The organism is Micromonospora sp. NPDC049151 (assembly GCF_040648395.1).
Taxonomy (GTDB): domain Bacteria; phylum Actinomycetota; class Actinomycetes; order Mycobacteriales; family Micromonosporaceae; genus Micromonospora.
In genome coordinates, this window is record NZ_JBEZDP010000026.1 from 63,962 (window position 1) to 76,563 (window position 12,602).

The following is a 12,602-nucleotide window of genomic DNA, read 5'->3' on the forward strand; positions in this document are numbered from 1 at the left end:
GCAGGGTCGGCGGCCTTCGTCGTCCGCGTGTTAAAAGGGGGCCCCTCCTCTACCGGAGGCGTTAAGAAGGGGCCCTTCCTTGCACCTCAGCGCTGGGCGGCGGGGACGTAGTCCCGCTCGGCGGCACCGGTGTAGATCTGCCGCGGGCGGCCGATCTTCGTCTCCGGGTCGTTGATCATCTCGCGCCACTGCGCGATCCAGCCGGGCAGCCGGCCGAGCGCGAACAGCACCGTGAACATCTTCGTCGGGAAGCCCATGGCCTTGTAGATCAGGCCGGTGTAGAAGTCCACGTTCGGGTAGAGCCGCCGGGACACGAAGAAGTCGTCGGCGAGCGCGATCTCCTCCAGCTGCACCGCGAGGTCCAGCAGTGGGTCCGGCTTGGCCATCCGGCCGAGCACGTCCTGGGCGGCCTTCTTCACGATGGCGGCGCGCGGGTCGTAGTTCTTGTAGACCCGGTGCCCGAAGCCCATCAGCTTCACGCCGTCCTGCTTGTCCTTCACCTTCTGCACGAAGGAGCGGACGTCGCCGCCGTCGGCCTGGATCTTCTGGAGCATCTCCAGCACGGCCTGGTTGGCGCCGCCGTGCAGCGGCCCGAACAGCGCGTTCACGCCGGCCGAGACCGAGGCGAACAGGTTGGCGTTGCTGGAGCCGACCAGCCGCACGGTCGAGGTGGAGCAGTTCTGCTCGTGGTCGGCGTGCAGGATGAACAGCATGTCCAGCACCCGGGCGACCACCGGGTCGACCTCGTACGGCTCGGCCGGTACGCCGAACGTCATGCGCAGGAAGTTCTCGACGTAGCCCAGCGAGTTGTCCGGGTACAGCAGCGGCTGCCCGATCGACTTCTTGTACGCGTACGAGGCGATGGTGGGAACCTTCGCCATCAGGCGCACCGTGGACATCTCCACGTGCTCGGAGTCGAACGGGTCCAGGCTGTCCTGGTAGAAGGTGGAGATGGCGCTGACGGCCGAGGAGAGCACGGCCATCGGGTGCGCGTCGCGGGGGAAGCCGTCGAAGAAGCGGCGCATCTCCTCGTGCAGCAGCGAGTGCCGCCGGATCCGCTCGCTGAAGTCGGTGAGCTGCGTCTGGGACGGCAGCTCGCCGTAGATCAGCAGGTAGGAGACCTCCAGGAAGGAGGACTTCTCGGCCAGCTGGTCGATCGGGTAACCCCGGTACCGCAGGATGCCGGCATCACCGTCGATGTAGGTGATGGCGGACGAGCAGGACGCGGTGTTCACGAAACCGGGGTCGTACGTGGTCATCCCGGTTTCCTTGAGCAGCTTGCTCACCCCGATCCCGGCGGGGCCCTCAACCGCGGACTGCACCGGCATCGACAGCTGCCCACCGGGGTGGTCGAGCTTGACTTCCGTCATCTGTTCCTCGCTTCGCCGGCAAGATCTTCGTTGAATTGCCTTCGCTTCTACCGTAATCACGGCGCGGAGAACACCGCTCGTCATGGTTTGAGGGTGAGGTGTGCGTCACCTGTTTCCCGGCCAGCCGGTTCGGAAACCGGTTGGGAGCGCGGCCATGGGCACGTTCGGGAGGTCCGTCACGACAGCGTGAGCCGCCGCAGCGTCCCGCCGTCACCGACCCGGTAGAGGTCGAGCCGGTTGGCTCCGGCGGCGAAGAGACGGTCGTCGGCGAGCAGTGCCGCGAACCGCCGCCCACCGGCGTCCGGCGGCACCACGGGCACCACCGCGCCGACCGTCCCGTTGACCGCCACGGCGAGCCGGGTGCCGTCGGGTACGCCGTCCGGCACGGTGCCCCAGACCAGCGCGGGCAGCCCGCCACGGGCCGGGTCGACAGCGTCGAATGCGTCCCGGTTCGCGACCGTGGCGGTCCCGCCGACCGGTACGTCACCGACCCGGGTGCCGACGAGCGGGTCGACGGGAAGCGGCGGGAGCGGGGCGGGCACACCGCCGGTGACGGTGACCGGCTGGCCGGGGCGGTCGTAGAAGCGTTTGTCGGCCCGCTCGCGCGGGGCCGCCTTGGCCGACCGGCCGTCCATCCGCCAGGGCACCCGCATGTGCGTCTCGTCGGCGATGGTGGGCAGCAGGTCGACGTGCTCCCAGTTGCGGTCGTCCACGCGTCCGGCGCGCTGGCCGGGCTCCTTGACGAACATCGGCACCCAGGCCACCTCGTTCGCCGCGTGGTCGATGGCGTCCATCCCCCGCCCCTGCCAGTCGCGGCGGAAGCTCACCCCGTGGTCGGCGGTGACCACCACCAGCGCCTTGTCGTAGAGGCCGGAGGCGCGCAGCGTCCGCAGCGTCTCGCCGATCAGCCGGTCGGTGTAGCCGAGCTGGGCCAGGTGCCGGGCACGGGCCAGGTCGACCCAGCCGGCGCCGTCGTTCGGCAGGTCCTCCGGCGCCGTGTAGTGCGCCCCGGACGGCAGGTACGCCCACGGCGAGTGCGGCATCAGCAGGTGCAGGAAGTGCAGCGTGGGCCGGCTGTCGGGGCGCAGCCCGGCCAGGAACGAGGTGAACCGGGCCGGCTGGTTGTCGTCGAGCGTGTCCCAGCGGAACTTCGGGTCGTCAGGCACCGGCTCGGCGGCGTCCAGCCCGGCCTCGGCGGCGGTCCGCTCGCGGTAGGAGTCCTCGGGGTCGATCCGGCTGTCCACCGGCGCGGCGATCCGGCCCAGCAGCCTGCCGCTCTCCCGGACCAGCACGCCGAGCCCCTGTTCCGGGGTGGTGGCCTGCTCGCAGCGGCTCGGCGGGCAGAGCCGGGTGATGCTCTCCTCGGCCTTGATCCGGTAGAGGCCGCCGAGCGCGGTGAACAGGTTGTCCGGGTACTGCGAGTAGTGCGGCGCCACGCCCCGCTCCGGGTAGCGTCCGGTGAGCATCGCGGGCAGCGCGTAGGGCGTCCAGCCGCTGACGCCGGTGGCGTTGCGGTACCACGTCGACCCGCCGGCCAGCGCCGCGAAGTTCGGGTAGCGGGTGGCGTCGATCCGTCCGTCCGGGCCGAGCAGGGACACCAGCGGCAGCTCGTCCAGCACGATCATGACCACCGGCGGGTGCGCGCCCGCGCCGGCCACACCGGCCGCGCCGCCCTCGCCGCGCGGCAGCACCACCGCCGAGGCGGGCGAGGCGAACAGGAACAACCCGACGAACACCAGCGGCCCGGCGGCGGCCACCCGCAGCACCCGCCGGAGGGCCCGCCACCGCCGGTGCGCGGCCACCCCGGCGGCACCGGCCACACCGGCGACGACGAGCAGGGGTACGCCCCGAAGCGGCGTGACGTGCCGGCCGACCTGGACCGCCAGCGCGGCGAGCAGCAGGCCCACGAACGCGGAGTGCACGGCGGCCCGGATGAGACGCCCGGCGGGCAGCGCGAGCGTGCCGAGCAGCGCCAGCGCGCCCAGCAGCGCGAGCACCATCGTCGGCGCGAGCGTGATCAGGGCGACAAGCAGCAGCACGTCGGTCCGGGAGGCGCGGTGGAACAGGAAGAAGTCGGGGCTGCGGCCGAGCACGTCGAGCAGCGGCTGGGTGACCACCAGCCCGGCCAGCGCCACCACCTCGGCCAGCCGGGCCGCCTCGGCCCGCCACCACTGCCGGCGTTCCCGCCGGACCTGGACGGCGGCGTGGTCCCGGGGTGGTGCGAGGGTGTCCTCAGCCACCCACCACCACCTGGTAGAGCGTGCGGGTGCCGGAGGGCAGCTCGGTGCGGGCGACCACCCGGCCCCGGCGGGCGAGCAGCGTCTCGAAGGCGTCGCGCCGGTAGTCCGGGAACAGGCCGTCGGGCTTGTTGGCCAGCAGCCGACGGGCCATCGGGTCGTCCGGGTGGACGAACTCCACCACCAGGCTGCCGCCGGTGGCGGTGAGCGCGGTGAGCTGGTCGAGCACCTCGGGCAGCGGCACGTTGCGCCCGATCGCGAGGTGGTGCACGACGGCCAGGGCCAGGACGGTGTCCGCGCGGGCCCGGTCGGCGAACGCGGCCCGCTCGACGCCGCGCCAGCCGCCGCCCGGCGACGGGTCGGCCAGGTCCATCACCAGCGGCAGGATCCGTGTCTCGCCCTCGTCGCGCAGCGCGCGGTAGAGCGTGTCGACGACCGCGGGGTCCTGCTCGACGGCGACGACGTGCGCGGCGTGCCGGGCGGCGATACGGGCGTACCGGCCGTCGTTGGCGCCCAGATCCAGCGCCGAGCCGCCACCGACGGCGGCCACCGCCCGGTCGACGAACTCCTCCTTGGCCTGGCGGTCCGGCACCGAGTACGCGCAGGTGCGCTGGTAGTCCGACCAGTGGCTGCCGCCGGGCCGGTGGTCGAGGCGGCGGACCAGCTTCGTCAGTCCGCGTACCGTGGTCAGGGCCAGCTCGCGGGAGAACCCGGCGGCGCGCAGCTGGGCGCGGACGTCGGTGGTGCTCGCGGCGGAGTTGCGGGCCTGCATGGCCCCGTGCAGGTGCACGTGGGTGGGCACGCCGGCCCGCCAGCGCCGGGTGCCGCCGAACAGCCGGCGCATCTGGTCCGGTTCGACGCCGTCGACGCGGGCGCGCAGGAACGGCTGGAAGTCCAGCCCGAGGTGGGCCTGGATGAGCAGCGGGTAGAGCAGCGTCTGGCAGAACTGCCGGTAGCCGGCCCAGGGTTCGCCGTCACGCAGCGCCTCGAACGAGCCGACGTCGATGAAGACCGGCCGCGCGCCGCGCCACTGCACGTTGTAGGCGGAGCCGTCCTTCGTGGTGAAGCCGGCTTCCAGGGCGGCCCGCAGCACGTCCAGGTGCAGCAGCGCGGCGTCGCGCAGCATTGCTGACGACCACTCGTACGGGTGCGAGACGAACGGGATCCGCTCGTGCCGCAGCATCGTGGTCCAGGGCGCGTCGACAGGGGTCGGGGTCAGCTCCTCGGTGCCGACGATCTGTCCCCGGGCAGTGGCCCGCCGGAAGAAGTCGGTGACCGACAGCGCCCGCCAGTCGCGGGTGGAGCGCTCGTCGAGCCCGCGCAGCACCTCTTCGCCCCGGTGGAACACCCGGTTGCCGGGGTCGCGGAAGGATCCGGGTTCGACGCGGACGCCGGTGTCGGGGATCGTCACGCCGCCGGGCCCTGGTCGGTGGGCTGACGCCGGAACCGGGACGTCAGGCGACGCCAGTAGAGCTTGGCGGCCACGGCCACCCCGGCCACCCCGCCGACCACCGCCTGCACGATGAGACTGCCGGATCCCGCGTCCAGGTAGGCCAGATGCGTCACGGCTGCTTTCCTTCCGTCGCCGGTCATCATGTGCACGCCCGGAATGGGAGCTTTATTGCTCTAAGCCGGACTTGTCCCCCACCGTAACGTCTCGGCGAGCGGCCGCGCGGCCACACCGGCCACTCGTCCCCCGTCCGATCCGTTCAAGACGGGCCGGGCCGGTCGTGTCTACCGTGGCCGGCATGACACCGCAGTTCGATCTGATCGGGGCCGTGGTCACCGACATGGCCCGCACGCTCGACTTCTACCGGCGGCTGGGGCTGCCGATCCCGGCCGGCGCCGAGACGGAAGGGCACGTCGAGGTCACCCTGCCGAACGGCGTACGGCTGGCCTGGGACACGGTCGAGGTGATCCGCAGCTTCCACCCCGACTTCGACCCGTCCGGCGGCAACAACCGGATGAGCCTGGCCTTCCGCTGCGCCGACCCGGCCGAGGTGGACCGCTGGTACGCCGAGCTGACCGGCGCGGGGCATCACGGTGAGCTGCCGCCGTGGGACGCGTTCTGGGGCCAGCGGTACGCGGTCCTGCATGACCCGGACGGCAACGGGGTGGACCTGTTCGCCCCGCTGCCCGCCGCCGGCTGACCGGCGCTCAGTCGCGGCCGAGCAGCCGGGTGGGCGGCACCCCGGCTAGCTCGCGTACCTCGCGGGTCAGGTGGGCCTGGTCGGCGTACCCGCTGCGCACCGCCACCTCGGCGAGCGGCGCACCGGCGCGGGCCAGGTCCAGCGCGCGGCGCATCCGCAGGATGCGGGCCAGCGTCTTCGGGCCGTACCCGAACAGGGCCCGGCTGCGCCGGTGCAGGGCGCGCGGGCCGAGGCCGACCTCGGCGGCGGTCGCGGCCACAGTGGCCCCGGCGGCCAGGCGGGCGGCGACCCGCGCGCCGAGCGGGTCGGGGCCGCCGGCCGCGCGCAGCCGGTCGCGGGCGACCCGGGTCAGCACCCCGGCGGCCTCGCCGCCCGGCGCGGCCAGCGCCGCCTCGACCCGCTCGGTCACCTCGGCGGCGGCACGGCCCCACAGGTCGGCCAGCGGTACACGGCGGTCCCGCAGCTCCTCGGCCGGCACCCCGAACACGGCCGGGCCGGTGCCCGGCGGCAGGCGCAGCCCGATCCACAGGTCCCCCGGCGCCGACCGCGACAGGTGCGCGGTGCGGTCCGGACCGGCGACCAGCAGCCCGGACCGGCTGGACCAGAGCAGGTCGACGCACCCGTCCGGCAGCACCCGCGTCTCGCTGCCGCCGGACACGCTGCTCCACAGCACCCCGTCCGGAACCCCCACTGCCGCCCACTCCCGGTACACGCCCCAACCCTGCCACCCGCCCGTCGATCATGAAGTTGACCGTGTCGGCGCCCGGCGTGTCGCGCCGTCAACCTCATGATCGACGGCTGGAAGGGGTTACCGGCGGTGGTGCATGGCCAGGCGGAGCAGGAGGAAGCGCAGGGCTGTCGCGGCCAGGTTGGCCGTTGTCAGGACGGTCAGCTCCAGCGCGCGGTTCGGGGTGGTGATGGCGGCGTGCAGCGCGGCCAGGGAGCCGCTGGTCAGGGCCAGGCCCAGCGCGAACGCCAGCAGGCCCTGGAGGTGGTGGCGGCCGGCGTGCCGCCGCCCGCTGACCCCGAACGTGAGTCGCCGGTTGGCCGCCGTGTTCGCCACCGCCGTGAGCAGCAACGCCAGCAGGTTCGCCGGCTGCGCCCCGAGCGGTCCGCGGGCCAGCAGGAACAACAGCAGGTACGCGAGCGTGCTCGCCACGCCCACCGCGGCGAACCGCACGAGCTGGCGCGGCAGACCGGCCGGCACGCGCGCGGGCGGCGCCGACAACGGTCCCCGGCCGAGCTGGGCGCGTAGCTGCGCCAGCGGCAGCGCCCCGGTGGCCAGCGCCCGGCCCAGCCGGCCGATGCCCCGCAGGTCGGCCAGCGCGGTGGCGACGATGTCGACGCGGCTGTCCGGGTCGTCCACCCAGTCCACCGGCACCTCGTGGATGCGCAGCCCGGCCCGCTGCGCCAGCACCAGCAGCTCGGTGTCGAAGAACCAGCCGGTGTCCCGTACCAGCGGCAGCAGCCCGGCGGCCACGTCGGCGCGGATCGCCTTGAACCCGCACTGCGCGTCGGAGAACCGCGCCGCGAGCGCACCCCGCAGCAGCAGGTTGTAGCCCCGCGAGATCACCTCCCGCTTCGCGCCCCGGACCACCCGGCTCGTCCGCGCCAGCCGGGTGCCGATGGCCAGGTCCGAGTGCCCCGAGATGAGCGGCGCCACCAGCGGCAGCAACGCGGCCAGGTCGGTGGACAGGTCCACGTCCATGTACGCGAGCACCGGCGCGGGCGACGCCGACCACGCGGCGCGCAGCGCCCGTCCGCGTCCCTTCTCGTCCAGGCGCAGCACCCCCACCCCGGGCAGCTCGTCGGCGAGCGCCCGCGCCACCGCCGGGGTGCCGTCCACGCTGGCGTTGTCGGCCACCGTGATCTGGAACGGGTACGGGAAGTGCGCGGTCAGGTGCGCGTGCAACCGCCGGACACAGGGCCCGAGGTCGGCCTCCTCGTTGTAGACCGGAACCACCACGTCGAGCACCGCGCTGCCAGCGGCGGGCCGGGCCTGCACAGCCGCCCGGGGCGCGTACGTCTCCGCCACCGCTCAGCCCTGCTTTCCGCTGCTCAGGTCGTACACGGTCACGCCGTCGACGGTGGTCGCGGTGAAGTTGTCGGCGACCCACGCGGCGATCTCGGCCGAGGCGTTGCTGCCGCCGTTGGCGCGGAACCCGCCGCCGCCGAGGAAGTAGTGGATCCGCCCGTCGGCGACGTACCGCTGGAACTGGGCCAGCGTCGGCGACGGGTCGCTGCCGTTGAAGCCGCCGATCGGCATGACCGGCCGGCCGGTGGCCAGCTGGTAGCCGGAGGCGTTGTTCGAGCCGACCGTGGCGGCGACCCAGGTGTGGCGGTCCGCGTCGGCGGTGAGCAGCGCGGTCATCTCGGCGCTCGGCTCGCGGGCGTCGAGCAGCCCGCCCATGCCCCCGCCGCGCTGGCCCCGGCCGTCCGGGCCCGTGCCACGCTCCGGACCGGCGCCGCCGGTGCCGGTGCCGGTGCCGGTGCCGCCGGGCGCGCCCGGAGCCGAACCACCGCCCGGGAATCCGGGGAATCCACCGGCGTTCGCCCCGCCGTCCGGGCCCGTGCCGCTGGAGCCGGTGCCGTTCGGGCCGCCAGGGAAGCCCGGGAACTGCCCGTTCCCGCCGCCCGGGCCACCGGGGAACTGCCCGTTCCCGCCGCCCGGCATCCGCCCGCCCGGGCCGCCCGGGCCACCGAGGCCACCCGCTCCGGCCGGCCCCGCGCTCGGAATGGAGCCGCTGTGCGGGGTGGCGGCGGTCTGCATCGCGTACGCGGCCGGCCCGGCCAGCGCCACCGCGATCCCGGCGACGGACACCACCGGCGCCACCCACCGCACAACCCGCCCGGCAAACCCTCCCCGAGGCCCAGCCGCCCCCTCCCCTGCCCCCGAGTTGACCAAGGAGTTCGCGTCATCGTGATCGCCGCTCCCGGACATAGACTCCTTGATCAACGAGGAGGGCGGGGAGCCGGGCAAGGGCGGGGAGGTGGGAGACGGCGGGGAGGTGGGAGACGGCGGAACGGGCCGGTGGGGGCGGGTGAGGAACGCCGGCGCGGCCAGGAAGACGGCTGCGGTCAGGCCCACGGCCAGCACCGTGGGGCGCAGCCAGGAATGCCAGTCGGGGGTGCGGCCGAGCAGGCGCCAGGACCACCAGGCGGTGACCGCGAGCGTGGCGGCCAGGACCAGCGTGGCGGCGAACCCACGCCACCGGGCCGGCGCGGCCGGGCCGAGCGCAGCCGAAGCCGCACCGGAACGGGCCCGCCACAGCCCGGTGACGCCGATGCCGGCCAGCGCGCCGACCGCCGGAGCCAGGGCGACCGTGTAGTAGGCGTGGAAGATGCCGGACATGAAGCTGAAGATCAGCCCGGTAACCAGCAGCCAGCCGCCCCAGAGCAGCAGACCGGCCCGGGTCCGGTCGGTACGTGGCGCCCGCCCGGCCAGCCACAGCCCGGCGACCAGCAGGATCAGCGCGGCGGGCAGCAGCCAGGAGATCTGCCCGCCGACCTCGGTGTCGAACATCCGCAGCAGCCCGGCCTGACCGGAGAACGGTCCACCGCCGCCGGGCCGTGCACCACCGCCGCCGACGCTGCCCACCTCGTCGCCGGTGATACGGCCCAGGCCGTTGTAGCCGAGCGTCAGCTCCAGGATGCTGTTGTTCTGCGAGCCGCCGATGTAGGGGCGGGCGCTCGCCGGCACCAGCTCGACGATCGCCACCCACCAGCCCGCGGAGACGACCACGGCGAGCCCGGCCAGCAGGAGCTGGCGGATGCGCCGTCCGAGGCCGGTCGGCGCGGCCAGCAGGTAGACCCCGGCGAAGACCGGGATCACCAGGAACGCCTGGAGCATCTTGGTGAGGAAGCCGAAGCCGACGAGCACGCCGGTCAGCGCTATCCACCGGGTGCTCGCCGTCTCGACCGCGCGCACCGTGGCGTACGCGGCGGCGACCAGCAGGAACACCAGTAGCGCGTCCGGGTTGTTGAACCGGAACATCAGCGTCGCCACCGGGGTGAGCGCGAGCACCGCCCCGGCGAGCAGTCCGGCGGCCGGGCCGTGCCAGCGGCGGACCGTCGCGTACAGCACGCCGACCGAGGCGACGCCGAGCAGCGCCTGCGGCACCAGGATCGACCAGCTGCTCAGGCCGAAGATGCGCACCGAGAGCGCCATCAGCCAGAGCGAGGCCGGGGTCTTGTCCACGGTGATCGAGTTGGCGGCGTCGGACGAGCCGTAGAAGAACGCGGTCCAGTTCTGCGACCCGGCCTGCACGGCGGCGGAGTAGAACGCGTTGGCCCAGCCGGAGGCGCCCAGTCCCCACAGGTAGAGCAGCGTGGTCACGACCAGCAGGCCGAGCAGGGCCGGCCGGGCCCAGCGCGGGTCGCGGCCGGCGCGGGTCTCCAGGGGTACGGGCGCGGGGGCCGGCTCGACGCCGGGTGGATCGGCCGTGGGCGCGGTCGGCAGGCTCTCGGTTCTGTCCATGCCGGCAAGCCTCGGAGCGCCCGCTGACCCGCTGCCATGCGTGGCCTATGCGTCTGCTGTGGATCCGGGGAGCCAGACGGTGAATGCGGTGTGGCCGGGCCGGCTGACCACGTCGACGCGCCCGTGGTGCGCCTCCACCACGGCGGCGACGATGGCCAGCCCCAGGCCGGTGCTGCCCTGGGCGCGGGAGCGGGAGCTGTCGCCGCGCGCGAACCGCTCGAAGACCTCCGGCTGTAGCTGCTCCGGGATGCCCGGCCCGTCGTCGGTGACGCGCAGCTCGACGCCGCCGGGCGCGGGCGCGAGCCGGACGGTGACAGTGGTTCCGGCCGGGGTGTGCACCCGCGCGTTCGCCAGCAGGTTCGCCAGCACCTGGTGCAGCCGGTGGGCGTCGCCGGTGACGGTGAGCGGTTCGTCGGGCAGGTCGAGCTGCCAGCGGTGGTCGGGTCCGGCGACGTGCGCGTCGCTGACCGCGTTCACCGCCGTGGCGGTCAGGTCGACCGGCTCGGCGGCGAGCGGACGGCCGGAGTCCAGCCGGGCCAGCAGCAGCAGGTCGTCGACGAGGCTGGTCATCCGGGTGCTCTCCGACTCGACGCGGCGCAGCGCGTGCGCCACGTCGGGCGGCACCTCCTGGCGGCCCCGGCGGGCCACCTCGGCGTACCCGCGGATGGCCGCGAGGGGGGTGCGCAGCTCGTGGCTTGCGTCGGCGACGAACTGGCGTACCCGGGTCTCGCTGGCCTGCCGGGCGGCGAGCGCGGCGTCCACGTGGCCGAGCATCCGGTTGAGCGCGCCGCCGACCTGCCCGACCTCGGTGCGGGGGTCGGTGTCGGCGGCCGGCACCCGCACGGACAGGGCGACCTCGCCGCGGTCGAGCGGCAGTTCGGTGACCCGGGCGGCGGTGGCGGCGACGCGGTTGAGCGGGCGCAGCGTGACCCGGACGATGAGCATGCCGAGGGCCCCGGCGATGACCAGTCCGGCGCCGATGACCCCGGCCTGCGCGACGAGCATCCACATGACCGTGTCGTCCACCTGGGCCAGCGGGATCGCGAGGGCCAGCACGTCGCCGTCGCCGCGCGGCGACCGCAGCGCGACCGCCCGGTACTCGCCCCGGTCGCCGCCGACGACGACCGTGCGCGGGCGTTCGCCGACGGGTACGCGGACCAGCGCGGCCAGGTCGGCGCTGGGCACCTCCTCGCTGTCGCCGTTCTCCGACCGGACCCGGCCGACGGGTTCTCCGGTGACCGGCACCCGGACCGCGATCGAGCCCGGCGGGAAGCCGCCCGGGGGGTCCGGCGCCACCTCGTCGGAGTCCGGTTGGCCGGGCCGCTGGCCCGGGCGCGGCGGGTCCATGCCCCGCCGGGCCCAGCGTTCGAGGTCGTCGGGCCGGCGGTCGCCGAAGCTGAGCTGGTTGTCGATCTGGTCGATCAGGAAGTGTCGCAGCGCGACTGTGGTCAGGCCGCCGATGCCGACGCTGACCAGCGCGAGCAGCGCCACCACGGACAGCACCAGGCGGCGGCGCAGCGACCAGCCGGCCAGGCGGCTGCGCAGCCGGCCGCGCCCGTCACTCGGCGGGCTTGAGGACATAACCCGCCCCGCGCAATGTGTGGATCATGGGCGCGCGGCCCGCGTCGATCTTCTTGCGCAGGTACGAGATGTACAGCTCGACCACGTTGGCCTGGCCGCCGAAGTCGTAGTTCCAGACCCGGTCGAGGATCTGCGCCTTGCTGAGCACCCGGCGCGGGTTGCGCATGAGGTAGCGCAGCAGCTCGAACTCGGTGGCGGTGAGCGTAATCAGGTCGTCGCCGCGGCGCACCTCGTGGCTGTCCTCGTCCAGCGTGAGGTCGCCGACGGTGAGCACCGCCTCCTCGCGGGCGGCGACCGCGAAGCCGGAGCGGCGCAGCAGCGCGCGCAGCCGGGCGATCACCTCCTCCAGACTGAACGGCTTGGTGACGTAGTCGTCGCCGCCGACGGTGAGCCCCGCGACGCGCTCCTCCACGGCGTCGCGGGCGGTCAGGAACAGCACCGGCACGCTCGGGAACTGCTCGCGCAGGCGGCGCAGCACCTGGAAGCCGTCCAGGTCGGGCAGCATCACGTCGAGCACCACCGCGTCCGGGCGGAACTGGCGGGCGGTGGTGACCGCGGACATGCCGCTGCCGGCGGTGGCGACCTGCCAGCCCTCGTAGCGCAGGGCCATCGAGAGCAGGTCGGTGAGTGTCGGCTCGTCGTCGACGACAAGCACCCGCACCGGTTCGCCGTCCGGTCGGCGCAGCTCGATGCGACCCTGCGCGGACTGCGCGTTCATGACCATGCCCCCATCGTGGGCGGACCCGCTGTCGCCGGGCTGTCCCGATCCTGTGTACCAGCTGTGCGC

General features: G+C 74.1%; 10 protein-coding genes. 1 reads left to right on the forward strand and 9 read right to left on the reverse strand.

The window, feature by feature from the left end; all coding sequences use genetic code 11:
- Positions 1–86: 86 nt before the first annotated feature.
- The 4 genes from AB0B20_RS25070 to AB0B20_RS25085 form a co-directional block, all read right to left on the reverse strand.
- Positions 87–1,370, reverse strand: coding sequence for a citrate synthase (locus AB0B20_RS25070; protein ID WP_357384125.1), 1,284 nt, complete (start codon positions 1,368–1,370; stop codon positions 87–89).
- 176 nt (positions 1,371–1,546) lie between these two features.
- Positions 1,547–3,610, reverse strand: a complete 2,064-nt coding sequence (locus tag AB0B20_RS25075) for a sulfatase-like hydrolase/transferase (RefSeq protein ID WP_357384123.1) — start codon at positions 3,608–3,610, stop codon at positions 1,547–1,549.
- Positions 3,603–5,018 (reverse strand): methyltransferase domain-containing protein, encoded by a 1,416-nt coding sequence (locus AB0B20_RS25080; protein WP_357384121.1) that lies wholly within the window; start codon positions 5,016–5,018, stop codon positions 3,603–3,605. Before AB0B20_RS25080 ends, AB0B20_RS25075 begins: the two co-directional genes overlap by 8 nt.
- Positions 5,015–5,173, reverse strand: a complete 159-nt coding sequence (locus tag AB0B20_RS25085) for a hypothetical protein (protein ID WP_354871788.1) — start codon at positions 5,171–5,173, stop codon at positions 5,015–5,017. Before AB0B20_RS25085 ends, AB0B20_RS25080 begins: the two co-directional genes overlap by 4 nt.
- A 182-nt stretch (positions 5,174–5,355) precedes the next feature.
- Between AB0B20_RS25085 and AB0B20_RS25090 the strand changes: the two genes are divergently transcribed.
- Complete coding sequence (locus tag AB0B20_RS25090; RefSeq protein ID WP_357473926.1) at positions 5,356–5,757, forward strand: VOC family protein; 402 nt, start codon at positions 5,356–5,358, stop codon at positions 5,755–5,757.
- Positions 5,758–5,764: 7 nt separating this feature from the next.
- On the opposite strand, the gene AB0B20_RS25095 is transcribed toward AB0B20_RS25090, so the two are convergent.
- From AB0B20_RS25095 to AB0B20_RS25115, 5 genes are all read right to left on the reverse strand, one after another.
- Entirely contained in the window at positions 5,765–6,469 is a 705-nt protein-coding gene (locus AB0B20_RS25095) for a helix-turn-helix transcriptional regulator (RefSeq protein WP_357473928.1), read from the reverse strand.
- 96 nt (positions 6,470–6,565) lie between these two features.
- On the reverse strand, positions 6,566–7,792 hold the full coding sequence (locus tag AB0B20_RS25100) for a dolichyl-phosphate beta-glucosyltransferase (protein WP_357384115.1): 1,227 nt from the start codon (positions 7,790–7,792) through the stop codon (positions 6,566–6,568).
- A gap of 3 nt (positions 7,793–7,795) precedes the next feature.
- Positions 7,796–10,234: a glycosyltransferase family 39 protein gene (locus AB0B20_RS25105; protein ID WP_357473930.1), complete on the reverse strand. Its 2,439-nt coding sequence runs from the start codon at positions 10,232–10,234 to the stop codon at positions 7,796–7,798.
- Positions 10,235–10,279: 45 nt separating this feature from the next.
- Positions 10,280–11,815 (reverse strand): ATP-binding protein, encoded by a 1,536-nt coding sequence (locus tag AB0B20_RS25110; RefSeq protein WP_357473935.1) that lies wholly within the window; start codon positions 11,813–11,815, stop codon positions 10,280–10,282.
- The gene (locus AB0B20_RS25115; protein ID WP_357384285.1) at positions 11,793–12,533 is read right to left on the reverse strand and encodes a response regulator transcription factor; all 741 of its coding nucleotides are present in this window, start codon (positions 12,531–12,533) and stop codon (positions 11,793–11,795) included. Before AB0B20_RS25115 ends, AB0B20_RS25110 begins: the two co-directional genes overlap by 23 nt.
- Between the last annotated feature and the right edge of the window lie 69 nt (positions 12,534–12,602).